At 65.1% G+C, this 26,156-nt stretch carries 27 protein-coding genes and 1 tRNA gene; 23 read left to right on the top strand and 5 right to left on the bottom strand.

Features of this window, described 5'->3' with window-relative positions:
• Window positions 1-227: 227 nt before the first annotated feature.
• The 16 genes from B9Y86_RS17235 (at window position 228) to der (ending at window position 15,929) form a co-directional block, all read left to right on the top strand.
• On the top strand, window positions 228-1,334 hold the full coding sequence (locus B9Y86_RS17235; RefSeq protein ID WP_244894823.1) for a hypothetical protein: 1,107 nt from the start codon (window positions 228-230) through the stop codon (window positions 1,332-1,334).
• Window positions 1,306-2,325 (top strand): HAD-IIA family hydrolase, encoded by a 1,020-nt coding sequence (locus B9Y86_RS17230; protein ID WP_085488393.1) that lies wholly within the window; start codon window positions 1,306-1,308, stop codon window positions 2,323-2,325. The genes B9Y86_RS17235 and B9Y86_RS17230 overlap by 29 nt, the downstream gene beginning before the upstream one ends.
• 28 nt (window positions 2,326-2,353) lie before the next feature.
• The gene (locus B9Y86_RS17650; protein ID WP_176223415.1) at window positions 2,354-2,509 is read left to right on the top strand and encodes a hypothetical protein; all 156 of its coding nucleotides are present in this window, start codon (window positions 2,354-2,356) and stop codon (window positions 2,507-2,509) included.
• Complete coding sequence (locus B9Y86_RS17225; RefSeq protein ID WP_085488391.1) at window positions 2,502-3,305, top strand: TlyA family RNA methyltransferase; 804 nt, start codon at window positions 2,502-2,504, stop codon at window positions 3,303-3,305. Before B9Y86_RS17650 ends, B9Y86_RS17225 begins: the two co-directional genes overlap by 8 nt.
• Before the next feature lie 2 nt (window positions 3,306-3,307).
• Window positions 3,308-4,222: an NAD kinase gene (locus B9Y86_RS17220; RefSeq protein ID WP_085488389.1), complete on the top strand. Its 915-nt coding sequence runs from the start codon at window positions 3,308-3,310 to the stop codon at window positions 4,220-4,222.
• Window positions 4,215-5,921, top strand: coding sequence for a DNA repair protein RecN (gene recN, locus B9Y86_RS17215; protein ID WP_085488387.1), 1,707 nt, complete (start codon window positions 4,215-4,217; stop codon window positions 5,919-5,921). The genes B9Y86_RS17220 and recN overlap by 8 nt, the downstream gene beginning before the upstream one ends.
• Window positions 5,922-6,039: 118 nt before the next feature.
• Window positions 6,040-7,803 carry a CTP synthase gene (locus B9Y86_RS17210; RefSeq protein WP_085488385.1) on the top strand — a complete coding sequence of 588 codons (1,764 nt, stop codon included), beginning with the start codon at window positions 6,040-6,042 and terminating at the stop codon, window positions 7,801-7,803.
• Window positions 7,796-8,449, top strand: coding sequence for an NUDIX domain-containing protein (locus tag B9Y86_RS17205; RefSeq protein WP_244894822.1), 654 nt, complete (start codon window positions 7,796-7,798; stop codon window positions 8,447-8,449). The genes B9Y86_RS17210 and B9Y86_RS17205 overlap by 8 nt, the downstream gene beginning before the upstream one ends.
• Window positions 8,450-8,452: 3 nt before the next feature.
• On the top strand, window positions 8,453-9,379 hold the full coding sequence (xerD, locus tag B9Y86_RS17200) for a site-specific tyrosine recombinase XerD (protein WP_085488381.1): 927 nt from the start codon (window positions 8,453-8,455) through the stop codon (window positions 9,377-9,379).
• 85 nt (window positions 9,380-9,464) lie between these two features.
• Window positions 9,465-10,355 carry a ParA family protein gene (locus B9Y86_RS17195; RefSeq protein ID WP_235500813.1) on the top strand — a complete coding sequence of 297 codons (891 nt, stop codon included), beginning with the start codon at window positions 9,465-9,467 and terminating at the stop codon, window positions 10,353-10,355.
• Window positions 10,339-11,166, top strand: a complete 828-nt coding sequence (locus B9Y86_RS17190; protein ID WP_085488379.1) for a segregation and condensation protein A — start codon at window positions 10,339-10,341, stop codon at window positions 11,164-11,166. The genes B9Y86_RS17195 and B9Y86_RS17190 overlap by 17 nt, the downstream gene beginning before the upstream one ends.
• Window positions 11,156-11,776, top strand: coding sequence for an SMC-Scp complex subunit ScpB (gene scpB / locus B9Y86_RS17185; RefSeq protein WP_085488377.1), 621 nt, complete (start codon window positions 11,156-11,158; stop codon window positions 11,774-11,776). The genes B9Y86_RS17190 and scpB overlap by 11 nt, the downstream gene beginning before the upstream one ends.
• A complete protein-coding gene (locus B9Y86_RS17180) occupies window positions 11,763-12,572 on the top strand; it encodes a pseudouridine synthase (protein ID WP_085488375.1) in 810 nt (269 codons plus the stop codon). The genes scpB and B9Y86_RS17180 overlap by 14 nt, the downstream gene beginning before the upstream one ends.
• Window positions 12,573-12,575: 3 nt before the next feature.
• Window positions 12,576-13,658 (top strand): prephenate dehydrogenase, encoded by a 1,083-nt coding sequence (locus tag B9Y86_RS17175; RefSeq protein WP_085488373.1) that lies wholly within the window; start codon window positions 12,576-12,578, stop codon window positions 13,656-13,658.
• Window positions 13,659-13,660: 2 nt separating this feature from the next.
• On the top strand, window positions 13,661-14,395 hold the full coding sequence (cmk, locus tag B9Y86_RS17170; RefSeq protein ID WP_085488430.1) for a (d)CMP kinase: 735 nt from the start codon (window positions 13,661-13,663) through the stop codon (window positions 14,393-14,395).
• A gap of 25 nt (window positions 14,396-14,420) precedes the next feature.
• Window positions 14,421-15,929 (top strand): ribosome biogenesis GTPase Der, encoded by a 1,509-nt coding sequence (gene der, locus B9Y86_RS17165; RefSeq protein ID WP_055781817.1) that lies wholly within the window; start codon window positions 14,421-14,423, stop codon window positions 15,927-15,929.
• 62 nt (window positions 15,930-15,991) lie between these two features.
• Here the strand turns inward: der and B9Y86_RS17160 are convergent, their stop codons facing one another.
• The gene (locus B9Y86_RS17160) at window positions 15,992-16,630 is read right to left on the bottom strand and encodes a TetR/AcrR family transcriptional regulator (protein ID WP_085488371.1); all 639 of its coding nucleotides are present in this window, start codon (window positions 16,628-16,630) and stop codon (window positions 15,992-15,994) included.
• 65 nt (window positions 16,631-16,695) lie between these two features.
• On the opposite strand from B9Y86_RS17160, the gene B9Y86_RS17155 reads away from it, so the two are divergent.
• Both B9Y86_RS17155 and B9Y86_RS17150 read left to right on the top strand, forming a co-directional pair.
• On the top strand, window positions 16,696-17,373 hold the full coding sequence (locus B9Y86_RS17155; protein ID WP_085488369.1) for a GNAT family N-acetyltransferase: 678 nt from the start codon (window positions 16,696-16,698) through the stop codon (window positions 17,371-17,373).
• Window positions 17,374-17,382: 9 nt separating this feature from the next.
• On the top strand, window positions 17,383-17,769 hold the full coding sequence (locus B9Y86_RS17150) for a DUF3054 domain-containing protein (protein WP_342351727.1): 387 nt from the start codon (window positions 17,383-17,385) through the stop codon (window positions 17,767-17,769).
• Here B9Y86_RS17150 and B9Y86_RS17145 read toward each other — a convergent pair.
• The 3 genes from B9Y86_RS17145 to B9Y86_RS17135 are packed head-to-tail and all read right to left on the bottom strand — an operon-like array spanning window position 17,766 to window position 20,729.
• On the bottom strand, window positions 17,766-18,647 hold the full coding sequence (locus B9Y86_RS17145) for an ABC transporter permease (protein WP_085488365.1): 882 nt from the start codon (window positions 18,645-18,647) through the stop codon (window positions 17,766-17,768). The two genes, B9Y86_RS17150 and B9Y86_RS17145, sit on opposite strands and share 4 nt — an antisense overlap.
• A complete protein-coding gene (locus B9Y86_RS17140) occupies window positions 18,634-19,647 on the bottom strand; it encodes an ABC transporter ATP-binding protein (protein WP_085488363.1) in 1,014 nt (337 codons plus the stop codon). Before B9Y86_RS17140 ends, B9Y86_RS17145 begins: the two co-directional genes overlap by 14 nt.
• The gene (locus B9Y86_RS17135) at window positions 19,644-20,729 is read right to left on the bottom strand and encodes a LolA family protein (protein WP_085488361.1); all 1,086 of its coding nucleotides are present in this window, start codon (window positions 20,727-20,729) and stop codon (window positions 19,644-19,646) included. Before B9Y86_RS17135 ends, B9Y86_RS17140 begins: the two co-directional genes overlap by 4 nt.
• Window positions 20,730-20,903: 174 nt before the next feature.
• On the opposite strand from B9Y86_RS17135, the gene B9Y86_RS17130 reads away from it, so the two are divergent.
• Window positions 20,904-20,977, top strand: a tRNA-Pro gene (locus tag B9Y86_RS17130).
• A 130-nt stretch (window positions 20,978-21,107) separates the two neighbouring features.
• Here the strand turns inward: B9Y86_RS17130 and B9Y86_RS17125 are convergent.
• Window positions 21,108-21,434, bottom strand: a complete 327-nt coding sequence (locus B9Y86_RS17125) for a hypothetical protein (protein WP_085488359.1) — start codon at window positions 21,432-21,434, stop codon at window positions 21,108-21,110.
• Between the two features lie 187 nt (window positions 21,435-21,621).
• Here B9Y86_RS17125 and B9Y86_RS17120 point away from each other — a divergent pair, with 187 nt between their 5' ends.
• The 4 genes from B9Y86_RS17120 to B9Y86_RS17105 all read left to right on the top strand — a co-directional run bounded on the left by B9Y86_RS17120 (window position 21,622) and on the right by B9Y86_RS17105 (window position 26,135).
• Window positions 21,622-22,848, top strand: a complete 1,227-nt coding sequence (locus B9Y86_RS17120) for an ROK family transcriptional regulator (protein ID WP_085488429.1) — start codon at window positions 21,622-21,624, stop codon at window positions 22,846-22,848.
• Window positions 22,849-22,988: 140 nt separating this feature from the next.
• Window positions 22,989-24,344 carry an extracellular solute-binding protein gene (locus tag B9Y86_RS17115; RefSeq protein ID WP_085488357.1) on the top strand — a complete coding sequence of 452 codons (1,356 nt, stop codon included), beginning with the start codon at window positions 22,989-22,991 and terminating at the stop codon, window positions 24,342-24,344.
• 2 nt (window positions 24,345-24,346) lie between these two features.
• Window positions 24,347-25,297 (top strand): carbohydrate ABC transporter permease, encoded by a 951-nt coding sequence (locus tag B9Y86_RS17110; RefSeq protein ID WP_085488355.1) that lies wholly within the window; start codon window positions 24,347-24,349, stop codon window positions 25,295-25,297.
• Window position 25,298: 1 nt separating this feature from the next.
• Entirely contained in the window at window positions 25,299-26,135 is an 837-nt protein-coding gene (locus B9Y86_RS17105) for a carbohydrate ABC transporter permease (RefSeq protein ID WP_085488353.1), read from the top strand.
• The last annotated feature ends 21 nt before the right edge of the window (window positions 26,136-26,156 follow it).

The raw sequence follows: 26,156 nt of genomic DNA, 5'->3' as shown, positions 1-26,156 counted from the left end.
TGCGCCGATGGTACTGCAAGGGGGACCTTGTGGGAGAGTAGGACACCGCCGGACTCCTATTACACGAATGGCCACCCCACACCGGGGTGGCCATTCCTGTTTAACCACCCATTCAACGTGGTGACACCCGTGACCGTGTACCGTGTGTGAAGCGTTAGATGGGCATTCAACTACACAGCATTCAGAGCACGCGGAGAAGTTCGCTTCAGCGTGGGGAGAGATTTTCGATGACCGATTCACCTGATCGAGGTCCACAGCGACCCGGACGACGAGACGATTCTCCACGTCAGAACAGAGGTCCGCACGCAGGACGACCGACCGGCTCCGGACGGCCCGATCGACCGAGCCGCTCCGACCGACCGGCTGGCGCCGACCGTCCCGCCCGTGATGGCGATCGCCCTCAGCGTGACCGGCCTGTTCGCGGCGGACGTCCCGACAGAGGCTCCGATCGCAAGCTGTGGACGAGCGGCGGGAAGCCGGCTCGGAACGACCGTGATGCGCGTTCGCGCGAGGTCGAGCTCAGCGAAGAGGAGAAGCAGGCGCGCGCTCTTCGCGCAGTGCGTCCGCGTCACGACGACCCGGAGATCCCCGACGGCGTCACCGCGCGCGACCTCGACAAGGGTGCGCGCAATGAACTGAAGACTCTGAGTAAGGAAAACGCCGAGGGCGTGGCTCAGCACCTCGCTATGGCGGCGAGGCTCATCGAATCCGACCCGGAGCTCGCTCATCGGCATGCCATCTCGGCTGCTCGTCGGGCCGGCCGGATCGGCATCGTGCGGGAGACTCTCGCCATCACCGCCTATGCCACGGGTGACTTCGCCCTCGCCATTCGTGAGCTTCGGACGTACCGACGGATCTCCGGATCGAACGAGCAGCTCGCGCTGATGGTGGACAGTGAGCGTGGCGTCGGGCGTCCGGACCGTGCCCTCGAAGTCGGCCGATCTGTTCAACGTTCCGAATTGTCGTCGGCAGCCCAGGTGGCCGTGGCGATCGCCATGAGCGGCGCCCGTCTCGACCTTGGCCAGACTGAGGCCGCACTCGACGAGCTCGATATTGCTCAGTTGAACCCCGACGTCGCGTACTCCTACAGTGCTGATCTGTTTTCTGCCTATGCAGATGTGCTCGAAGATCTGGGCCGGTCTGACGAGGCGGAGTCGTGGCGCGAGCGAGCAGCACGGGCGGACGCAGCTCTCGGAGGAGACGACGGCGACCTCGTGGAGGTCTACGAAGAGGACATCGTCTTCGAGTCCGTCGACGATGTGATTGCCGACGCCGCACGGAACGCGCCGACGGAGGAGATCGGCGATGAGCCTGTTCGCCCGTCGGAGTCGTAACGTGGCAACCCCGCTCGACGGTGTCGACGTGGTTCTCGCAGATCTCGACGGTGTCGTGTACCAGGGGCCGAAGGCGATTCCGTTTGCGGTCGACTCGCTGTCTCGGGTCTCGGCATCCGGCGTTCGAATCGGCTATATCACCAACAACGCATCGAGGACCGACGTCCAGGTCGCGGAGCATCTCTCGAGCTTCGGGCTGGAGGTGGCGCCCAGCGACGTGGTCACCAGTCCTCAGGCCGCTGTGCGCCTGCTGGCAGGGCTGGTAGAGCCGGGCTCCCTGATTCTCGTGGTCGGCGGCGACGGTCTCATCGACGAACTCGGCAGGGCCGGGTTCCGCGTGACGCGCGATGCGGCGGATCAGCCGGCCGCGGTCATCCAGGGCTTTTCGCCCGACGTGGGCTGGAAGCAGCTGGCCGAGGCGAGCTTTGCTCTTCACCGAGGCATTCCGTGGGTTGCGACGAACACGGACTGGACCATTCCGGTTGCCGGTGGGATCGCCCCGGGCAACGGCACGCTCGTCTCGGCGGTGCACACGGCGGTCGGCCGTCTTCCCGTCGTCGCGGGCAAGCCGGAGGTGGCGATCTTCGAAGAAGCTCAGCGCCGCTTCGATGCCGCATCTCCGCTCTTCGTCGGAGACAGGCTCGACACGGATATTCTCGGAGCAAATCGCGCAGGAATGCCGGTGGCGCATGTTCTGACCGGTGTCGACACGGCCAAGCAGCTTCTGTCGGCCAAGCCTGACGAGAGACCGCAGTTCATCCTCGACGACCTTCGCGGACTATTCGAGCCCTATCCCGAGACGACATTCTCTAAAGACTCCCAGACAGTGATGGTCAACGGGGCGAAAGTGCTCATCCGCGGAAACGACGTGGTGGTGGTCTCTGCCGGAGACAACCCGACCGACCTGCTTCGCGCTGCGTGCGCGGTCATCTGGAAGTCGGGACGTGCGATCTACGGCCTTCAGGTACCCGAGGAGCTCTACGCCGGTTGAGCCTGGTCACGACGGTACTCTAGAAGCTGTGACTGACGCCGACCCCGAGACCTCGAACGCGCTGCTCTCGCGCATTCGCGTCATCGAACAACAACCGCTCGACGCACGAGCAGACGCTTACGTGCAGCTGCACGACGCCTTGCGCGTGCGCCTCGAGGGTGGGGACGCCCTGCTCGATGACTGACTCCCGACTCGATGCTGCTCTGCCTGCCGTCGGGCTCGCACGAAGTCGCACTCATGCCGCGCAGCTCATTACCGCCGGTCTGGTTCGTGTCGACGGCGTTGCCCAGGTCAAAGCATCGTTCCGCGTGCGTGAAGGCCAGGCTCTCTCTGTCGACGGTGACGACGGCTATGTGAGTCGGGCGGCCGGCAAGCTCGTCGCTGCGCTGGATGCGTTCGGTGACGTGGTCGTGCAAGGCCGGCTCGCGCTCGACGCGGGTGCGTCGACCGGTGGTTTCACTCAAGTTCTTCTGGAGCGCGGCGCCCGCCAGGTGATCGCTCTCGATGTAGGTCACGGACAGCTCGCGTCGGTGATCGCCGATGATGAGCGTGTTCGGGTGGTGGAGGGTTTCAATGTGCGTTTCGCCACGCCCGAGACCCTCAGTGCAGCAGCGCGTGTCGACGAACGCCCATCGCTTGTCGTCGGGGATCTCTCGTTCATCTCGCTCACAACGGTTCTCCCCGCTTTGCAGGCGGTGGCGACCCCGGACGCGGACTTCGTTCTGCTGGTCAAGCCTCAGTTCGAAGTCGGGCGTACCGGCATCAGAGAAGGCATCGTCAAGAATTCAGGGCTCCGCGGCGAGGCCGTGACACGCGTGCTGTGGAGCGCCTTCGACCTCGGCCTCGGAACAGCGGGCATCGCATCCTCCCCAATCGTCGGGGCAGCGGGAAACAAGGAGTACCTGATCTGGTTGAGCGCGGTTGTCGGTCGTAATCCGACAGAATGGTTGGATCGCGTGACCAGAATGACGGGAGTCTGAGAATGGTGAACCAGCGCAACATCCTTGTGGTGCTGCACACGGGCCGCCAGGATTCCGTCGACGCCGCTGTGCGCGTCTGTGCGCAGCTGCGTGAGGCGGGTGTGAACGCCGTCATCGCTCCGCAGGAACTCGATGACGTCGGTGCGTACCCCGAGCAACTCGCGGGCATGCCCGTGCTCGGCGTCGACGTCGACATGGCCGATCTCGAGCTCGTCATCGTGCTCGGGGGAGACGGAACCATTCTGAGGGCCGCCGAACTGGTGCGCGGCTCAGCCGTGCCGCTTCTCGGAGTCAATCTGGGTCACGTCGGGTTTCTCGCGGAGAGTGAGCGCGAAGACCTGACCGAGACGGTGCGCCGGGCGCTCGCTCTCGACTATCACGTCGAGGAGCGCATGACCCTCTCCGTGCGAGTGAAGGTCGACTCCGAGGTGGTCTACGAGACCTGGGCTCTCAACGAGGCCACCGTCGAGAAGGCGAGCCGGGAGCGCATGCTCGAGGTCGTGATGGAGGTCGACGGCAGACCGCTGTCGAGCTTCGGATGCGACGGCGTGGTCATGTCTACCCCCACGGGTTCCACGGCGTATGCCTTCTCCGCCGGTGGGCCGGTGGTGTGGCCGAGCCTCGACGCATTGCTGATGGTGCCGCTCAGCCCGCACGCCCTCTTCGCCCGGCCCCTCGTCGTCGGTCCGGACTCCGCTCTCGCCGTCGAGGTGCTCCCGCGCACCCAGGGCACAGGCGTTCTCTGGTGCGATGGCAGACGGACCCACGACCTTCCGCTTGGAGCCCGCGTCGTCGTTCGTCGGTCGCCGACCCCTGTGAGGCTGGCGCGACTGCACCTGGGCCCATTCTCAGATCGACTCGTGGGTAAGTTCAATCTGCCTGTCTCAGGATGGCGAGGCCCCGCGACCCGTGATTAACGAAATCTCCATTCGAGACCTCGGCGTGATCGACGATGCCGTTCTTCCGCTCGGCCCGGGCTTCACCGCGGTGACCGGCGAGACGGGCGCGGGCAAGACCATGGTCGTTCAGGCCCTCGGCCTCGTACTCGGTGCCCGCGCAGACTCGGGAACGGTTCGAAGCGGAAGCAAGCAGGCGTCTGTCGAGGGACGCTGGCTGGTTCCCTCAGCGGGGGATGTCGCCACACGCGTGCAGGACGCCGGGGGAGACCTCGATCCCCAGGGTGACGACCTGGCGGAGCTCATCCTGTTGCGCACCGTATCGAGCGAAGGTCGCAGCAGAGCCGTCGTCGGCGGGCGCGGTGCGCCCGCAAGTCTGCTCGCAGAGCTCGGCGAGCATCTCATCGTGGTTCACGGTCAGTCGGATCAGATGCGACTCACCTCGTCGACCGAGCAGCGCGCGGCTCTCGACCGGTTTGCCGGCGAGTCGGTTGCGGGCGTCGCCTCTCGATACGCCGCGGCATTCAGTCAGGCCCGTGCAGCGCGCGCCGAGCTCTCACGACTCATCGACGAGCGTGACGACCGCGCACGCGAGGCTGAGGGGCTGCGCGTCGCTCTGGCCGAGATCGCCGATGTCGATCCGGTCGACGGCGAAGACGTCGAGCTCGCCGAGCGTGCCGAGAAGCTCACCAATCTCGAAGACCTGCGGCTCGCTGCCGAAGAATCTCGCGACCTCGTGTCGAGCGAGGCCATCGATTCGCATCCAGACATCATCGGTCTGTTAGACACCGCGCGCCGTCAGCTCGAGAGGGTGGCGCCGCACGACGCGGCTCTCGCGCCCATCGTCGACTCGCTGGCAAGCGCCGGCTTTCTCGTCGCGGAAGTCTCCACTCAGCTCTCCAGTTACCTCGCGTCGCTCGACTCCGATTCGGCGGCAGAACTCGATTCGATCCAACAGCGTCGCGCGGCGCTCGCCGTACTCGCTCGCAAGTACGGTCCCGAACTGGCCGATGTGATTCATTTCGGAGAGACGGCCGGCCCTCGGTTGCTGGAGCTCGACAACGACTCCGATCGCATCGAGCAGCTCGGAGCAGAGCTCGAAGACCTCGATGCGCAGTCGATCGCTCTCGCCTCCGAACTCACCGCTGCGCGGACCGCGGCCGCCGCCGATCTCTCGGCTCGGGTGACCGACGAACTCGCCGCGCTTGCGATGCCGACTGCTCGGCTGGTCATCGAGGTCTCGGCTCGAGACGAGCTGAGCGCCTCCGGGGCCGACGCGATCACCTTTCTTCTGCAACCGCACGGCGGCAGCGCTCCTCGGCCCCTGGCGAAGGGCGCCTCGGGAGGCGAGCTGTCACGAGTGATGCTCGCCATCGAGGTGGTGCTGGCGGCAACAGACCCTGTGCCCACTTTCGTCTTCGACGAAGTCGACGCTGGCATCGGCGGTGCTGCCGCCATCGAGATCGGACGACGGCTCGCTCTGCTCGCCAAGACCTCGCAGGTGATCGTCGTGACGCACCTCGCCCAGGTGGCGGCGTTCGCCACCAACCATCTGACGGTCGTCAAAGACTCGTCGGGCGCCGTCACCGCGTCGAGCGTCACCCAGCTCGACGGAGACGCACGGGCGGCTGAGATGGCGCGTCTCCTGTCGGGCCTCCCCGATTCGAAGAGCGGGCTCGAACACGCCCGTGAACTGCTGGATCTCGCTGCAGCGGGATAGAACGACTCGCTCGTCGGACTCGCCGAGTGAGCTTTACGGGCCGCACCGCCCACCACGACTGTTAGGATGAAACTCCGTGGCAGATGGTCAAAATCCCCAGGTCCTTTCCGGCTCGTCGATGGCATCCCAGGCGGGCACTCCGGTGACCGGCCTCCCCTCGACCTCGAACACCCCGACGAAGCACATCTTCGTCACTGGAGGCGTGGTTTCCAGTCTCGGCAAAGGCCTCACGGCCGCCAGTCTCGGCAACCTTCTCACCGCGCGCGGGCTGCACGTCGTGATGCAGAAGCTCGACCCGTATCTGAATGTCGATCCGGGCACCATGAACCCGTTCCAGCACGGCGAGGTCTTCGTGACCGACGACGGCGCCGAGACCGACCTCGACATCGGGCACTATGAGCGCTTCCTCGACATCAATCTCAACCAGGCCGCCAACGTGACGACCGGTCAGATCTACTCCACGGTCATCGCGAAGGAACGTCGCGGCGAATACCTCGGTGACACGGTGCAGGTCATCCCGCACATCACCGACGAGATCAAACGCCGGATGCGACTGCAGGCCGAACAGCCGATCGACGGTTCGCCACGCCCCGACGTGATCATCACCGAGATCGGAGGCACGGTCGGCGACATCGAGAGCCAACCGTTCATCGAGTCGGCTCGCCAGGTGCGACACGAACTCGGCCGCAAGAACGTGTTCTTCGTGCATGTGTCACTGGTGCCGTACATGGGCGCATCCGGCGAGCAGAAGACGAAGCCCACGCAGCACTCCGTCGCCGCGCTGCGCTCCATCGGAATCCAGCCCGACGCGCTCGTCCTGCGCAGCGATCGCCCGGTCTCAGAGTCGAACAAGCGCAAGATCGCGCTGATGTGCGATGTCGACGAGGCGGCCGTGGTGAACGCCGTCGACGTTCCCAGCATCTACGACATTCCCACGATGCTGCACAATCAGGGTCTCGACGCCTACATCATCGACAGTCTCGACCTCGCTCAGGGCGCAGGCGAGGTCGACTGGTCTCGCTGGACACCCCTGCTCACAGCCGTGCACGAGCCGAAGCACGATGTGACGATAGGCCTGGTCGGAAAATACATCGATCTGCCCGACGCCTACCTCTCGGTCACCGAGGCGCTGAAGGCCGGCGGGTTCGCACACAAGACCAAGGTCGCCATCAAGTGGATCCCGTCGGACAACTGCGAGACCCCCGAGGGTGCTGCGCGTGAACTCTCCGAGGTCGACGGAATCTGTGTTCCCGGAGGATTCGGCGTGCGCGGCATCGAGGGCAAGCTGGGCGCGCTGAGATTCGCCCGCGAGAACGGCATCCCGACTCTCGGGCTGTGCCTCGGTCTGCAGTGCATGGTCATCGAGTACGCCCGGCACGAAGCTGGTCTCGAGGGTGCGTCATCGAGCGAGTTCGATCCCGACACCGAGTTCCCCGTGATCGCGACGATGGCCGAGCAGGTCGACATCATCGCCGGGGGAGACCTGGGCGGAACGATGCGTCTGGGCCTCTACGAGGCCAAGCTCGCCGAAGGTTCGATCGTGGAGGCGCTCTACGGTGCTCCTGTCGCGAGCGAGCGTCACCGTCATCGCTATGAGGTCAACAACCACTACCGCTCACAGATTGCGGATGCCGGGCTCTGGTTCAGCGGTACCTCGCCCGACGACTCGCTTGTCGAGTACGTGGAGCTGCCCCGCACGGTGCATCCGTTCTACGTCGCCACCCAGGCGCATCCCGAACTGCGTAGCCGGCCCAGCGACCCGCACCCGCTCTTCCGCGGACTCGTCGAGGCTGCACTCGAGCGGCACGAGGCGTCGAGCCTCTTCTCGCAAGACGAAGCCGCGTCGATCGATGACGTCGACGGGGTCGTTCCCCGTGTCTGAGAGTGAGCCGGTCGGCATTCTCGCCGATGAGCACATCGCGCTTCCGATCGTGTCGAGCGAGGTCGTCTTCACCGGTGCGATCTGGGATGTGCGCCGCGAGACGTTCGACTACAACGGAGATCAGATCACTCGCGAGTTCGTCGACCACACGGGAGCGGTTGCCGTTCTCGCGATCGACGATGAGGATCGGATTCTTTTGATCAAGCAGTACAGGCATCCCGTCCGTTCGCGCGAGTGGGAGATCCCTGCCGGTCTCCTCGACGTCGCTGATGAGGATCCCCTTGAAGCGGCGAAGCGCGAGCTGGCAGAAGAGGTCGATCTCGCCGCGGCCTCGTGGAGCGTGCTCAGCGACTACGTGACGACTCCCGGGGGAAACAACGAGGCCATCCGGGTGTACCTCGCTCGCCAGCTCAGCGATACCGAGGCATTCGCTCGCGAAGACGAAGAGGCCGACATCGAGAAGCGATGGGTGCCGCTCGATGAGGCACTCGACGCGGTCGTTGGCCGGCGCATCCAGAACCCCTCGCTGGTCGTGGCAGTCTACGCGGCGTCGGTCGCTCGGTCTCGTGGATGGTCCACTCTCGGACCGGAAGACGCACCGTGGCCTCAACGCGAGGTCGTGCGCAGCTCTCGGCAGCCGTCGTAGCGCATGTCTCTCGAGCCGCAGGTGAATGAGTACCTGCGTCATCTGACAATCGAACGCGGGCTGTCGGTGAACACCATGGCCGCGTACAGGCGAGACCTCGCCCGCTACACCGACTGGCTCGAGGCGCAGGGTGTTTCCGACGCGCGGCTGATCACCCCGGCTCAGATCGGTCTCTTCGCGGGCTCGCTCCGCACGGTCGAGAGGGCAGACGAGACTCCGTCGGCGCCCCTCGCCGCCTCGAGTGTCGCCCGTGTGCTGTCGTCGGTGCGCGGATTCCATCGCCATCTCGCAGACGAAGGAACTCTCGAGACCGATCCCGCGCGCGAGGTCAAACCTCCGAAGCTCGCCAGCAGGCTTCCGAAGGCCATCACGATCGATCAGATGAGCACCCTCCTCGGAGCTGTCACCGGAGACGACATACTGGCCCTCCGTGACAGGGCGCTGCTCGAGATGCTCTACGCGACCGGAGCTCGCGTCTCAGAGGCCGTGGGCCTCAACGTCGATGACGTGATGGACGACGCGGAGATCGTGCGTCTGGTCGGCAAGGGCAGCAAGCAGAGGGTGGTTCCGGTCGGCAGCTTCGCTCGCGACGCGGTGGATGCGTATCTCGTTCGAGCGCGACCGGTGCTGTCGGCGCGTGGCCGGGCGACTCCCGGACTCTTTCTCGGCCAGCGAGGGCAGCGGCTGTCAAGGCAGGGTGCGTGGCTCGTCATCCAGTCTGTCGCCCGCCGCGCAGGCCTGGAAGCACACGTCTCTCCGCACACCTTTCGTCACTCTTTTGCAACTCATCTATTGCAGGGCGGCGCTGATGTGCGCGTCGTTCAAGACCTGCTCGGCCATTCCTCGGTGGCCACCACGCAGCTCTACACGCTGGTCACCGCCGACACTCTGCGGGACATGTATGTGACGGCCCACCCTCGGGCGCGCTGAGTCGCCTACACGGTCGAGCGCTACGGGGCCGGTACAGTTGAGTTCGTTCCGGTGACAGTTGCCGGAAGGAATGGGAGCAGCATTCGTGGCGGGCACAAAGAACACCGGTCGGTCCGAGCTTCCGGGACTCGAGACACCGAAGTTCGGTCCCACGGGGCGCCCTCTGCGAGAGTTCGCCGATCCGGCACCGCTGAAGTCGCACGGCCCCGCTCGCATCATCTCGCTCTGCAACCAAAAGGGTGGAGTCGGCAAGACGACGACCACCATCAATCTCGGTGCAACCCTCGCCGGGTACGGACGCCGGGTTCTCGCGATCGACTTCGATCCGCAGGGCGCCCTTTCCGCCGGCCTCAATGTGAACACGCACGACGCGTTGACGATCTACGACCTTCTGCTCGGCAGTGCCAAAGATCCGTCCGCTGCGATCCAGCACACATCGGTCGAAGGCCTCGACGTGATTCCCGCGAACATCGACCTGTCGGCGGCCGAGGTGCACCTCGTGAACGAGGTCGCCCGCGAGACGATCCTGGCCCGCGTTCTGCGCAAAGTCAGCGCCGACTACGACGTGATCCTCATCGACTGCCAGCCCTCGCTCGGACTTCTCACGATCAACGCACTGACGGCCAGCCACGGAGTCTTCATTCCTCTCGAGTGCGAGTTCTTCGCTCTCCGTGGCGTCGCACTGCTCGTCGAGACCATCGACAAGGTGCGCGACAGGCTCAACCCTGCCATCGAGCTCGACGGCATCCTCGCCACGATGTACGACCCGCGCACGCTCCACTCGCGCGAGGTACTCGAGCGGGTCGTGGATGCGTTCGGTGACGCCGTTCTCGAGACCGTGATCGGGCGCACGGTCAAGTTCCCCGACGCATCAGTCGCCGGCCGCCCCATCACCCAATTCGCGCCGGAGCACTCGGCGGCGAAGGCATACAAGCAGCTCGCCCGAGAACTGGTCGCGCGTGGCGCGGTCGCCTAGCCCAGACCTCACCGCGGGCGAGAACGCGCCCGCGTTCGAACTCCGCCTCGACAACTTCGAGGGTCCGTTCGACCTGCTGTTGTCGCTCATCTCCAAGCACGAGCTCGACATCACCGACATCGCGCTGAGCAAGGTGACCGACGAGTTCATCGGCTTTCTCCGGGGTCTCGATTCCGCCGAGGAGCTCGATCGTGCATCGGAGTTTCTTGTTGTGGCCGCGACACTGCTCGACCTGAAGATCGTCGGTCTGCTGCCGCAGGGCGAACTGGTCGACGCCGAAGACGTGGCGCTTCTCGAGGCACGCGATCTTCTGTTCGCTCGCCTGCTGCAGTACAGGGCGTTCAAACAGGTAGCGCAGTGGTTCGCCGAGAGCTTCGACGCCGAATCGACCCGCCACGTGCGGCAGGTGCGACTCGAGGAGAAGTACCGCCAGCAGACCCCCGAACTCGTCTGGACCCTGACGCCAGACGATTTCGCCGCGCTTGCGGCTTTGGCGCTGGCTCCCCGCGAGATACCGACCGTGGGACTTGAGCATCTGCACGCACCGCTGGTGAGCATCCGAGAACAGGCGGCTCACGTCGTGACGCTCCTGCGTTCGAGCGGCGGCCCCGTGTCGTTCCGTCAGCTCATCGCCGGCATCGCCGAGAAGGGGGTCGTGATCGCACGCTTCCTCGCTGTGCTCGAGCTCTACCGGCACGCGTCGATCTCGTTCGAGCAGATCGAGCCGCTCGGCGAACTCACCCTGAGCTGGACGGCCGAGTCGTGGACGGAAGAGAACCTCTCTAATCTGGGAGCGGACTATGACAACTGACACTTCGATCGAAGACATCCCCTCGGCCGACGACCCGGTCGCACCCGCGCCGGTCGTGGTCGCCGATGTCGACCGTGCGCTCGAGGCGATTCTCATGGTCGCCGACGAGCCGCAGAGCCTGATCGCCCTCGCGACGGTGGTGTCGCGCCCCGTCGCCGTCGTGCGGCAGGCGATCGAGCGACTCGTCGACGACTTCGACGGCGTGGGCGGATCGATCAGACGGGGCTTCGAACTGCGCGAGGTCGGCGGTGGGTGGCGGCTCTACGTTCGCGCCGACTACGACTATGTCGTCACCGACTTCGTCTCGACCCAGAATCCATCGCGGTTGAGCCAGGCCGCCCTCGAGACCCTCGCCGTGATCGCATACAAGCAGCCGATCTCTCGTGGCTCCATTGCGTCGATCCGCGCGGTGAACGTCGATTCTGTGGTGCGAACGCTGCTCGGCCGCGGGCTCATCACCGAGGTGTCGACGGATGCCGAGACGCACGCGATCCTCTATGGCACCACCGACCTCGTGCTCACTCAGTTGGGCCTCAACTCTCTGGATGAACTCCCACCGATTTCGCCGCTGCTCGCAGACGGCGCGGAAGGCTTTGATGAACGACTTTGACGACGCACAGGCGGCTGGCTCTTCCGACGAGACGGGCATTCGCCTGCAGAAGGTGATGGCAGCCGCGGGAGTGGCCTCGCGTCGGGCCTCGGAGGAATTGATCGCCGCCGGTCGGGTACGGGTGAACGGACAGGTCGTGCGCGAGCCGGGGCGGCGGATCGATCCGGCCGTCGACAAGCTGGCCGTCGACAACGTCGCCATCCAGCTCGACCAGTCGAAGCGCTACGTGATGCTCAACAAACCCGTGGGAGTCGTGTCGAGCCTCGCCGACGAGAACGGACGGCCTGATCTGCGAGAGTTCACCGACCAGTACGAGGAACGCCTGTTCAACGTGGGCCGGCTCGACGCGGAGACGTCGGGCCTGCTGATTCTCACCAACGACGGCGACTTGGCGCACGTTCTCGCCCATCCCTCCTTCGGAGTGATGAAGACATACATCGCCAAGGTGCGCGGTGTCATGACGCCGCAGACCGTGCAGCGCCTCACCACCGGCCTCGACCTCGAGGATGGCCCGATCGCGGCCGACAAAGCGCGGCTGCTCGAGACATCGAACGGGTTCAGTCTGATCGAGATCACGCTGCACTCCGGGCGCAACCGCATCGTGCGGCGCATGCTCAAGGAGGTCGGGCATCCCGTGGTCGACCTCGTTCGCCGCTCGTTCGGCCCCTTGCACCTCGGCAACCTGCGTGCGGGGGCGATGAGAGAACTGAACGGTGCCGAACTCGGCCAGATCCTGACTCTGTCGCGCTCGAACGACTCGATCGTGCCCGCCCCGACATCAGAACCGGGGGAGTAGCGCATGGTCGAATCGCGCCTCACCGGCCAGGTCCGCGTCGTCGGCGTCGGACTGCTCGGCACCAGTATCGGACTCGGGTTGCGAGCCCGAGGGGTCGACGTGATCCTCGCCGATGCATCGCCGACCAACCTGAGTATCGCCATCGACTATGGAGCCGGTCGTGGCTCGCTGGCCGATGATGCTCCCCGGATCATCGTCGTCTGCGTTCCGCCCGACGTGACGGCGCAGATCATCGCGGCGGAGCTTCTCGCCTACCCCGACGCCCTCGTGACCGATGTCGCCAGCGTGAAGCTGGCGCCGCTCGAAGAGCTGCGCGCATCCGGTGCCGATATCTCGCGGTACATCGGCTCGCACCCTCTCGCCGGGCGCGAGCGGGGCGGCCCGCTCTCTGGTCGGGCCGACCTGTTTCTGGGGCGGCCCTGGGTGGTCGCCGATCACGGGGGAGTGTCGTACCAGCGTGCGGCGCTGCTCGACGACCTGATTCTCGACCTGGGCGCAACGCTCGTCGAGATGAGTCCCGAGCAGCACGACTCCTCGGTTGCTCTGGTGTCGCACGTTCCGCAGGTGATTTCGAGTGTGATGGCGCGCAGGCTCTCCGATGCGCCCGAGGCCGCCGTGAACCTCGCGGGTCAAGGCCTGCGCGACGTGACGCGGATCGCCGCGAGCGATCCCGAACTCTGGGTGCAGATCCTGGGCGCCAACTCGGGACCGGTCGTCGATGTGCTGCGCGAGTTCCGCGCCGACCTCGACCGTTTCATCGAGGCGCTCGAGCACCCATCGCAGGGTTCGTCGCGGCGTCGGATCAACGAAGAACTGGCCGGGGGGAACACGGGAGTCGCTCGGATCCCAGGCAAGCATGGTCTCGACCGTCGGTATTCGTCGCTTGTCGTCATGGTCGATGACAAACCGGGCGAGCTGGCGAGGCTGTTTGTGGAGATCGGCGAGGCGAATGTGAACCTCGAAGATCTGCGCCTCGAGCACTCGCCGGGGGCGCAGATCGGTCTTGCCGAGATCTCGGTGCTGCCCGAAGTGGTGCAGCGCCTCACCGATGAACTGTCGCAACGCGGCTGGAGGATTGCAGGATGACGATGCCAGATCTCACGAACACGAACCATGAGAATGTCGCCGATGCCAACGGCAGCACGACGTTCGTCGTGGCCGTCGACGGCCCGGCCGGCAGTGGTAAGTCGAGCGTGAGCAAGGCTGCGGCCGCTGCGCTCGGATACGCGTATCTCGACTCGGGTGCCTGCTACCGTGCCTTGGCATGGAGCCTGCTGGAGCGCGGCGTCGACCTCGAAGACCCGTCTGCCGCCATCGAGGCGCAGAAGACGTTCGATCTCGACATCGGCACAGAGCCCGACGACTACTTCGTGCGGGTGGGCGCGATCGACGTGACCGAGGCTATCCGTGAGCCCCGGGTGACGAACGCCGTGCGACACATCTCGAAGGTTCCCGAGGTGCGGGCCGGCCTGACAGCGCTGTTCCGTCGCATCATCCGGGCGACCCCGAATCCCGGGATCGTGGTCGAGGGGCGCGACATCACGACGGTGGTCGCGGCGGATGCGCCGGTCAGAATCCTGCTGACGGCGTCAGAAGAGGCTAGAATGGCGAGGCGTTCCAAGGAACTGACCGATCAGAGTGCTGCCGTCGTGGGTGAACAGCTCCGGTCCCGAGATCAGGCCGACTCTCGAGTCGTCGATTTCATGAACGCCGCCGATGGTGTTCTCACCCTCGATTCAACCGAACTCGACTTCGACCAGACCGTTCACGCGGTGGTCGAGATCGTCCACACTCAAACAGCGAGGATCTCGCATGGCCGATAAAAAGGCTCCCAACCCGTCCAGCCCGATGACCGACTCCGAAGACGACTTCGAGGGCACAGACCCGACCCTGCTCGACAGGCTCGGCACCCTCGACGACGAACTGATCTCCGCGCGCACCGAAACTCTGCGCGCGGGTCTCGCCGACTTCGACCTCGACGACGACGACCTCGAGATCCTCGAGGCCGCGACAGACGACCCCGATGCCATCACCTATCTGCCGGCGCTTCCCGTGCTCGCGATCGTCGGGCGGCCGAACGTCGGCAAGTCCGCTCTCGTCAACCGCATCCTCGGTCGCCGCGAGGCCGTGGTCGAGGACACCCCCGGTGTCACCCGCGACCGCGTCTCGTACAAGGCGGAGTGGGCCGACCGCTTCTTCACGATCGTCGACACCGGCGGCTGGGAACCCGACGCCAAGGGCATCAACGCGTCTGTGGCCATGCAGGCCGAGATCGCGATCGACCTGGCCGACGCCGTTCTGTTCGTCGTCGACGCCAACGTCGGTGCCACGTCGACCGACGAGCACGTCGTGCGCCTGCTGCGCAAGGCGAAGAAGCCCGTCTATCTCGCAGCGAACAAGGTCGACGACCTGCGCCAGGAGCCCAACGCATCTGTGCTGTGGTCGCTCGGCCTAGGCGAGCCGTACCCCGTGTCGGCACTTCACGGCCGCGGCGTGGCCGACCTGCTCGACATCATCATGAAAGATCTGCCGCAGGTATCGGCTGTCGCCAAGCAGGAGGTGGGCGGCCCTCGTCGCGTGGCGATCCTCGGACGCCCCAACGTGGGCAAGTCGTCGCTGCTGAACAAGGCTGCCGGCGAGGAGCGCGTCGTCGTCAACGAGCTTGCCGGAACCACTCGTGACCCCGTCGACGAGCAGGTCGAGATCGCCGGTCGCATCTGGCGCTTCGTCGACACCGCCGGCATCCGCCGTCGGGTGCACCTGCAGCAGGGCGCCGACTTCTACGCGTCGCTGCGCACCTCGGCCGCACTGGAGAAGGCCGAAGTCGCCGTCGTTATGATCGACGTGACCGAGCCCATCAGCGAACAAGACGTGCGCATCATCGACCTCGTACTCGAGTCCGGCCGCGCACTCGTGCTCGCCTTCAACAAGTGGGACATGCTCGACGACGAACGTCGTCGCTACCTCGAGCGCGAGATCGAACAGGATCTGGCGCACGTGTCATGGGCGCCCCGCGTCAACATGTCGGCGAAGACCGGTCGCCACCTCGAGAAGCTCGTACCCGCCCTCGAGCTCGCGCTCGACTCGTGGGACACCCGCCTCCCGACCGGCAAGTTCAACGCTTTCCTCGCAGAGCTCACCTCGGCACATCCGCACCCCGTGCGCGGAGGAAAGCAGCCGCGCATTCTGTTCGGGACGCAGGCATCGAGCCGCCCACCGACATTCGTGCTGTTCACCACGGGCTTCCTCGACCCGGGCTACCGTCGCTATATCCAGCGCCGACTGCGCGAGGTCTATGGCTTCGAAGGCTCGCCGATCATCGTCAGCATGCGAGTGCGCGAGAAGCGCAAGCGCTAGCCGTCAGGCCCCGACGCCGTCACCCGATTCGATTCGGGTGGCGGCGTTTTCGCGTGCGGGGGTCAGGAACCGTCGGCCGACGCCTCTCCTTCGAAGAGAACAAGCGCGAGCGCGAGATCGTGGATGCTGCGTTCGGCCTCAGCCTCGGCGTCGTCGTGCTGCGGCCCGCGAGCCAGCCATGCTGCGACGATTCCCCGCATTCCGGCCACGACGAGAACGGCTAGCCGTTCTGCTCGGCGATCATGTGATCCTGCCGAGGAAACGAGGTTCTCGCGAACGATCTGCAGGTAGCGATCATGCTCCCAGCCTGGCAGCTCCGCGAGGGCCGGCGTGCTGTGTGCCGTAGCGGTGAGATCGAGCATCACGTGTTGCCTGTCGGGGTCTCGCTTCACCCTTTCGAGTTCTGCCCGGAGGGTGAGCTCCAGTCTCTCGCGCAGTGTTCCTGACGTCGGTAGGTGAGAAGCGAGCTGCGTGGCGACGTCGTTCACCTCGAGTCTGAAGAGCTCTTCGAGCAGCTTCTCCTTGGTGCCGAAGCAGTAGTGGAATGAGCCGTGGGGCAGCCCCGCCTCGGCGGTGATGGCCCTCGTCGATGCGGCGGCCACTCCGATGCGCCCCATGACCCTGACGGCCGCTTGCAGCAGTTGAGTGCGCCGCGCTTGGACCGACTCGTAGGAGCGTCGCGCCGATTCTGGGGAAGTCATGAAAGAAACCTACACACTCGTCCTGATTTGGCCACCTGGCCAAATCAAGAAGCTAGCGTCGTTGCATGACCACACCTTCCTCGTCGACTACCGTTGTCCCTCCCGCTGACCAGAGCGTCACCGTCAGTCGCGCAGAGGCTCATCACGTTGCGAGCGCCGGCCGCGTTCTCGCCGCAGCGTTCGTGGACGACCCCGTGATGGCATGCATCCTTCCTCAGGTGCCGGGCCCCGACCGCGAACGTCGGCTCAGGAGTCTGTTCGAGGCGATGATGCTCAGTGGCCCGCTGAAGCACGGCACGGTAGACGTCGCCACCGACGCGACGGGCGACGTACTGGGCGTGGCGGTCTGGGAATCGCCGCGCGCGAGGTCGCTTACGTTCTTGCCGCTGCAGCTGCCTCGGTTCGTTCGCGCTCTTGGATTGCTCGGCCTGATGAATGGTGCCGTGATGTTGCATGCGCTCCGCACGTGTCGCCCCGGTCTGCCGCATTGGTACCTGGGCGAGATCGGCGTGTCTGCGTCGGCCCGCGGGCGCGGAGTCGGCTCTGCGCTGCTAGCGCATGGGCTCGCTCGTGCCGATGCCTCCGGGCACCCCTCCTATCTCGAGTCGTCGACGGAGAAGAACCGCGCCCTCTATCGGCGCAACGGTTTTCTCGAGCTCGGCCTCATTCCGAAACTTCGCGACGCCGCGCCGGCCGCCATGATGCGACCGGCGAAGACGAAGGAGCCCTCGGTCGCTTCGTAGACTGATCTTGTGAATAGACCAGCAGTTGCTCCCATGATCGTTGCTCTGGCGGGTGCTGCGGATCTCGTTCTCGTGCTCGTCTTCGTTCTCATCGGTCGAGGTAGCCACGATGAGGGTTTCACCATTCTCGGAAGCCTGAACACCGCGTGGCCATTCGTCGTCGGCCTCGCGATCGGCTGGCTTGTCACCCGCGCCTGGCGATTCCCACGAGGCGTGACGTATCCCGGCGTCGTGATCTGGGCATCCACTGCGGTCATCGGTGTGGCGCTGCGCGCCATCAGCGGTCAGGGTATCGCCGTGTCGTTCATGATCGTGACGGCCATCGTGCTCGCCGTCTTTCTGCTGGGCTGGCGCTTGATCGCCGCCGCCGTGTCACGGCGACGAGCACACCGCTAAGACAGGATGTCTTTGCTCGAGAACCGCCCGTAGGCGAGCGCCCCGAAGACCACGACATAGCCGAGCTGAAGCAGGGCGTTCTGACCGAACGACGACCACTCGATGGGCTGACGCAGCAGATCGGCGAAGTTCAGCCAGTAGTGACTGAAAAGCCAGGGATGCAGCCATGAGGTCTGGGAGAGCGAGTCCAGCACCTGGGCAACGATCGAGAGCACGACAGTCGCGGCCATTGCTCCCACCGGCGCATCGGTGAGGGTCGAGATGAACAGTCCGATCGCCGAGAGCCCTAGCAGCGACACCGTCGCGTAGAGGGCGATGAGCAGCGAGCGAACGAGGGAATCGCCGATGCTCACGGTGTCGCCGGAGAGCAGCGTCACGGGCCCGACGGGGAAGAGCGCGATTCCGATCAGAATGCCCGCGATCGACAGGGTGAGCGTCGCAGCGAGGCAGAACACGGCGGCGGCGAGGTACTTCACCACGAGCAGCCGGATGCGCCCGACGGGCGAGACCAGCAGATAGCGCAGCGTCGCCGTGTTCGCCTCGCCCGCGATCGAGTCGCCCGACACGACGCCGACCGTCAGGGGGAGAAAGAGCGGGATCGCGATGGTGAGCCCCGCGATTCCGACGAACAGGCCGTTCTGCGTGATGTTGTCGATGAAGGCGGGCCCGCGGCCACTCGATCCCGACGAGGAGAGGCGAACGGCGACGGCGATGAGAACGGGAACAGCGGCGAGCGCCAGCAGCATCGCCCACGTGCGACGGCGGCGGAAGAGCACCGCGAGCTCGGAGAGGAAGAAGCCCAGGCCGAGACTGCGGCGGGTTCTGCGCTCTGTGACGCTACGTGAGGCGGGCACAGCGCCGAGTTCACTGGACGACATCGAATCCCTCCCCGGTCAGTGCCACGAAGAGGTCTTCGAGCGACGCGTGGTCGATGCTGAAGCCGCGTACGCGCACGTGTGCGGCCACGAGGTTCGCGACGATGTCTTCGGCTGCCACGTCGTCGGGCAGTGCAGCGGAGAGGGTGGCGTCTGTGAGCCCGGCCGACGCCGAACCGGCGGCGGGGCCGGTGACCGGGCCCGTCGCATCCGGATGCCCGAGGTCGAGACCCAGCGCGAGCAACACTCGGGCTGCTGCTTCGGTGTCGGGAGTGATGACGCTCACGCGGGTCGATCCGGCGGAGCGCAGTTCGTCGAGCGTGCCCTGCGCCACGAGTCGTCCCGCGCGCATGACCGCCGCGTGGGTGCACATCTGTTCGATCTCGGCCAACAGATGGCTCGAGACGAAGACCGTCGTTCCCTCGTCGGCGAGCGACCGGATGAGGCTGCGCACCTCGCGTGTGCCCTGCGGGTCGAGCCCGTTGGTCGGTTCGTCGAGCACGATGAGGTCGCGGGGCGCGAGGAGGGCGTTCGCGATTCCCAGACGCTGCTTCATTCCCAGCGAGTATGCGCGCACCTTCTTGTCGGCGGCGTGGCTCAAACCGACACGGTCGAGTGCTCGAGCGACGCGCTCGGATCGAGTGCCGCGAGGAGCGAACCCGTCGGCCGAATCCAAGCGGTGCAGATTCGCAGAGCCGGAGAGGAACGGGTAGAAGCCCGGCCCTTCGATCAGGGCTCCGACCTGAGGTAGCACTGCGCCGAGTTTCTGCGGCATGCTCTGGCCCAACACGGAGATGTCGCCAGCGCTCGCCTGGGCGAGTCCGAGCAGCATGCGGATCGTCGTCGTCTTGCCAGAGCCGTTCGGCCCGAGGAACCCGAAGACCGATCCGCGAGGCACCGACAGAGCCAGGTCATCGACGACCGTCTGGTGGCCGAAGCGCTTCGTCAGCCCCTCGGTCTCGATCGCGAACCCCGAGGGGCTCGTGATCACTGCTGTGGTCACTGCGCGGCTGCGGCCAGCAGGCTGTCCACCGGAACCGCTCCGGCGAGAACGCGGCCGTCGTCGGTGATGAGCACGGTGAGCAGCGTCGTCTGCAACACGTGACCGCCCTCGACCGGTGTGGTCAGCTGCGACAGCATCGAGGAGTCGTTCGGTTGCGTGGTATCTGCGCTAGCGGGCAGCTCGACGATGGTGTCCCATCCGGTTCCCGTGACGGTCGGCTCGGGGTGCGCACCGGCATCCGGTGTCGCCGTGCCGTCTGCGGGTGCGTCGTCGCGGCTCGGAACTGTCTTCTCGGTGACGTCTGTGCCAGCCGGGGGAGCGAAGTCGAAGAGGTCGGCGGCGGGTGCATCGAGCGAGAGCGAGCTGAACGCGACGTGGAACCCCGGGTCTGACGACCCCTGGGCGAAAACGTCTACGCTCAGGGCGAGGCCGGTGTCGGCATCCACCGCGATATCGACGTGCGACACGAGAGTCGTCGAGCTGTCGGGCGTGAGGACGAGGTCGTAGGCCGAGCGGCCGGCAACTTTGACCGGGTCGCCGATGGTCACCTCGGTGCTGGGATCGACCGCGTCGAGGAACTTCGTCGCGAGTTCGGCCGGGGTCAGCGCCTCGGCGGGCGCCTCGGTCGAATCGGATGCGCCTGCCGGCACGGTTGAATGCACGGCTGAAGCGTCTTTCGAGTCGTAGAGCCACAGGTCGTCGCCATTGCGGATCGCGTCACGCTCGGCCATGTCGTCGAGGATCTGTACCCGGCTCTTACTGGGGCCGTCGACGTAGACGCGCAGCGTATGTGGGGCAGTGAGCAACTCGAGTGCCGAGGACAGATCGCTGCCGCCGGACGTACCGGATGTGCCGGCACCGCCGAGCCCGGAGGCGTCGGGCAGGCCGAGCTTGGATGACTGCTCGATCGTGCCAGAGAATGTGTCGACCGTGCTCGACGCTGCCAGTTCCAGAACCTGCTGCGGAGTCTTGTCTGCAGGATCGGCGGACGCACTCGTGGCGAAGACACCGCCCAAGACGACTGCTCCCACCACGACGGGAGCTGCGGCTGCGGGGATCCAACGGTGCCAGGTGCGAGGCATGGCGTGCCACCTTTCGGGTGATGCGAGCGTCGGGGTCGAACACCGCGACGCGCTCCTTTGACGGTACGCCGAAAGTCCGTGAGTCGCCTCCGATTTCTCGGCCCGGGGGATGTGTTCACGAGAGGGTGAAAGTCAGGCTAATATAGACAAGTTGTCTTCGCGGGCAACAAGCCACGGGCTGTGGCGCAGCTTGGTAGCGCACTTGACTGGGGGTCAAGGGGTCGCAGGTTCAAATCCTGTCAGCCCGACAGAAGAAGCCCTGATGAGAAGAAGTTCTCATCAGGGCTTTCGTTGTTTTAGGACTCGGTATTTTCTGGTCGGATTCCTCGATCGCGTAATCCGTCGACGCACGAGTGGTGCTGGCGGAGGTCCGGGGCTCTAATAGACGGGGTGGTCAGCCGTGGACACGAGAACGGCAGCTACCACGGTGATGATCGCGAGCGCAACGGCCACGACCCAGCACCAGCGCGGCATCGGCCGGCGGATCACAGCGACCAGGTGCACGAGGAGTGCAAGCGCCGCAATCGCGACCACCACAGTGCCGACCATCGCAGGCATGAATACCGCGACGTGTTTGCTCGCATAACCGTCGTCGACGGGTGGGAGGTAGTAGATCTCGGGGATTTGGGTCGCCACGACGATCAGCCCGAGCAGGGTGATCACGAGCAAGGCTGAGGCGGCGACGATACGCCGGGCGCGGGACATGTCTCTAGTATGCAGAAAAGCGAGCCTCCTATCGCGTCGGTGCTGCGACGCGGCAGGTGTCTGTGGGCACGAGTCGTTTACCGCTCTCTGTAGGCGGCTTGTGCTGGTTGCCCTCGAGTCCCGGCCGCGCGATCCGGCATACTTGCGGATAATGAGGCCACCGGGGCCTGTGCAGGGCAAGGGGATCATGCGACGAGGTTCGAATCTTCACGCTCTCGGGGGCTTCAACCAGACCGTCGTGCTCGATACCATTCGTCGCACGCCAGAAGGTCTCAGTCGGGTGGAGATCGCCGAGCAGACGGGACTCAGTGCCCAGACGGTGTCGAATGTGTCGCGACGTCTGCTCGACGCGGGGGTGATCCGCGAAGCCGGCATCCGGAACCTCGGAGTGGGCAAGCCACGAACCATCCTTCAACTCGACCCTTCCGGGCACTACTCGATCGGAGTGCACATAGACCCGGCAGTGCTCACCTTTGTGCTGCTGAACATCGAGGGCGAGATTCTTACTCATACGACGAGACGCACGCCGTCGGCCGCCGACCCGGGGGCTGTCATCTCGCTGATGCGTGACTCCATCGAGGAGATCATCCTGTCGTCGGGAATCGATCGGGAACGCGTGCTCGGCGTCGGCATCGCATCGCCAGGACCGATCGACATGGCCAGGGGGGTCGTGATGGATCCGCCCCTGCTGACCAGTTGGCACGGCGTGGCTCTGCGCGACGAACTCGAGACCGCTACGGGGTTGTTCGTTCTGCTCGAGAAGGATGTGACGGCCGCCGCGGTCGGAGAGCTGTGGAAGAGCACCGGAAGCGACCGCGACGACTTCTTGTACTTCTACTACGGCACCGGAGTGGGGGTCGGCCTCGTGCTGGACCGCGAAGTCGTGCGCGGCCCCACCAGCAATGCGGGCGACGCGGGACATATCGTGGTTGACCCGACGGGACCCGTTTGCCGTTGTGGGCGCCGGGGCTGTCTCGGCGACGCGATCAGTCCCGTGACGATCGTGCGCTCGGCCATCGACCGCGGCGTGATCGAAGATCCGGGCGCGGAGCTAGACACCGCCTTCATCGACGAGGCGTTCAGTCGGGTGGCGTTGCTGGCGCGTGGTGGTGACGATCGTGCGCTCGGCCTCATCGACAATATCGCGAGGGATGTGGCGGAGGCGATCGTGACGATCGTCAACCTGCTCGATCTCGATCAGGTCGTGCTCGGCGGGCCCTACTGGGGACGTGTCTCGGATTTTCTTCTGGCTCGTATGCCTGAGCTCATCAACGGTTCTGCCGCGCTCGCGACGCTTCGGCGTGTGAGTGTGACCGGCTCTCGGATCGGGGACGACGGCGCTGCTGTCGGGGCAGCGTGTCTGGTTCTGGATGCCACTCTGACGCCCCGGTCGGCCACTCTCTTCATCTCGTAGTGGTGGGGGTGCCGTGGGCGGCGATCGTCGTTCAAAATAATCCTTGACAGTAATTAGTCCATCGGATTTAGTTATAGCGACGAGGTGTCGTCGGCAATGGTGTCGAGGGGAACTGCGTCCGCGGTTCAAAGGAGAGCTCAATGAAGAAATCACTCTTATCCGCCCTGTCACTCGGGGCGGTGGCGGCGCTGGTCCTCACCGGATGTTCTGCGGGCGGCGCCGATACCGAGTCGAAGACCATCAAGGTGGCGTATCAGAAGTTCGGCTCGTTCGTTCAGGTCGATGCGCATATGAAAGCCGTCAAGAAGGAATACGAGGCCAAGCACAAAGGTGTCACCGTCGAGCTCGTGCCGATCGAGGCGCAGGAGAACGACTACGCCACGAAGCTCGCGCTCATGAACAAGTCGGCGGCCACAGCCCCCGACGTGATGTACGAAGACACCTTCCGCGTGCAGTCCGACAGCGATGCCGGCTATCTGGCTCCCCTCGACGACTACACGTCGAAGTGGACGGAGTGGGACAGCTTCTACGACAACGCCAAGAGCGCGGGTCTCGGAAGCGATGGCAAAACCTACGGAATCCCGATGGGCACAGACACCAGGGCTATCTGGTACAACAAGGACCTCTTCGCCCAGGCGGGTCTGCCCGTCCCCTTCGAGCCCAAGACATGGCAAGACGTACTCGACGCCGCCGAGACGATCAAGGCGAAACTGCCCGATGTGATCCCGCTCAACGTGTACTCCGGCAAAGCGCAGGGTGAGGCCTCCTCGATGCAGGGCTTCGAGATGCTGCTCTACGGCACCAAAGACACCCTGTACAACGCGGACTCGCAGAAGTGGGTCACGGGTTCGAAGGGTTTCCGTGACTCTCTCGCCTTCATCAAGGACGTCTACCAGGGCGGACTCGGCCCGACCCCGGAGCAGGCACTCGACAAGAATGTGGGCAACCTCGTCTCGGGCGAGTGGCTGCCGCAGGGCAAGCTGGCGATGGGCATCGACGGCTCCTGGCTGAGTGGAACGTGGCTCGAGGGCGGCACCGCTCCCTGGCCCGAGTGGAACACCGTGATGGGCCAGGCCCCGATGCCCACCCAGGACGGCGGCAAGCCGGGCTCCACGAGCATGTCGGGTGGCTGGACGCTGGCGATGGGATCGAAGTCGCAGAACAAGGACGCGGCCTGGGACTTCATCTCGATGGCGCTCAACAAAGACAACTCGCAGTCCTACGACATCGCGGCAAGCCAGATCGCCGTGCGGGACGATGTGTCGAAGGACCCTGACTACCAGGCAGCGAACCCCACCTTTGGCTTCTTCTCCGGGATCGTGGCGAATACCCACTTCCGGCCCGCAACCAGCGACTATGCCCAGATCTCCACGGCGATCACCGTCGCTATGGAGGCCGTCATGACCGGCCAACAGAGTGTCGACGACGCGGCAGACGCGTACGACAAGACAGTGGTCGGGATCGTCGGCGACAAGAACACTGAGAGCGCCGACTAATCATGTCGCTGCCAACGCTGGCACCCACCGCCAAGCGGCCCGGTCGAGACGAGACTCCTCGACCGGGCCGCCGGCCCCGACGCGGCGCCCGACGCTCCCTGGTGCGGAGCATTCCGCTTCTTCCCGCTGTCGTACTACTCGCGATCTTTCTCCTCGGTCCGGTCATCAGCTCCTTCTACGGCTCCTTCACGAATGCGTCGCTCTCGGGATCGACGGCCCAGAATTCGAACTTCGTCGGCCTGGACAACTACTCGGCACTGTTCGCCGATCCGGACTTTCCGAAGTCGGTGCTGTTGACGCTCGTCTTTCTGATCGCGTCGGCGATCGTGGGGCAGAACGTGCTCGGCCTCGGCCTCGCGCTGCTCATGCGGACATCGAATCGCCTGGTGCGTGCGATCGTCGGTACGTTCGTTGTCACCGCCTGGGTTCTGCCCGAGATCGTCGCCGCCTTCGCTGCCTATGCCTTCTTCAACGACACCGGCACCCTCAACGCCATGCTGTCGGCAGTCGGGCTGGAGGGGCCGAACTGGTTGTACGCCCTGCCCATGCTCTCGGTGATTCTCGCCAACATCTGGCGGGGCACGGCGTTCTCGATGCTCGTCTATTCGGCAGCCTTGCAAGACGTGCCGACCGAGATCACGGAGTCGGCCGAGGTCGATGGGGCGCGCGGGTGGCAACGGCTGATCTTCATCACCGTTCCCATGATCCGTCGGAGCATCTCCACCAATCTCATGCTCACCACTCTGCAGACGCTGTCGGTCTTCACCCTCATCTTCGTCATGACCGGCGGCGGCCCGGGTACCGACAGCTCCACGCTTCCCGTTCTCGCCTATCAAGAGGCCTTCCAGTTCGGTCAGCTCGGTTTCGGAACGGCGATCGCCACGATCATGCTGCTCGTCGGGGCGGCGTTCTCTATCGCCTACATTCGGGCGCTCAAACCGGAGGTCGATTGATATGGGTATGACCTCTCCGAGCGGACGCGCGATGAAGACTGCGTCGAACGGCGTGCTGCTGCTCGTCGCCCTCGCCTTCGCGCTTCCGTTGATATGGCTGCTGCTCGCATCGGTGGATACGAGGGCAAGTCTCTCGATCAAGCTGCCCGACACATTCTCGTTGCAGAACTACATCGACGTGCTGACACCCGAAACCGCGTTCGTTCCTCTGCTGAACAGCACGTTCCTGGCCGGCGGCTGCGCCGTGATCACGGTGATCGTGGCCGTGCTGGCCGCGTATCCGCTCTCTCGCTACAGAATGCGCGTGAACAAGCCGTTTCTCTATGGAGTGCTCTTCGGCTCATGCCTTCCGATCACCGCGATGATGGTGCCGGTCTACGCGCTGTTCGTGGCGTTCAACCTCATCGACTCGCTCGTCGGGACGATGCTGTTCTTGGCCGCGACGAGCCTTCCCATCGCGATCTACATGACGAAGAACTTCATGGACAGCGTGCCGGTGAGTCTCGAGGAGGCTGCCTGGATGGATGGGGCATCCATGCTGACCACCCTGACGAGAATCGTGATCCCGCTCATGCGTCCGGGACTCGCCGTGGTGTTCATCTTCGTCTTCATCGGCGCCTGGGGAAACTTCTTCGTACCGTTCGTGTTGTTGCTCTCTCCAGACAAACTGCCGGCCGCCGTGAGCATCTTCTCGTTCTTCGGGCAATACGGCACGGTCGCCTACGGGCAGCTTGCCGCGTTCTCCCTTCTCTATTCACTCCCGGTCATCACGCTGTACGTCTTCGTATCGCGGGTCCTCGGTGGATCGTCGGCCATGGCCGGCGCCATCAAGGGCTGACGTCAACTCTCAAGGAGAATC

The organism is Agreia pratensis, assembly GCF_900177685.1.
Lineage (GTDB): Bacteria > Actinomycetota > Actinomycetes > Actinomycetales > Microbacteriaceae > Agreia > Agreia pratensis.
The sequence above is the reverse complement of the archived record's forward strand: the minus strand, read 5'-3'. Positions and strand labels throughout refer to the sequence as shown.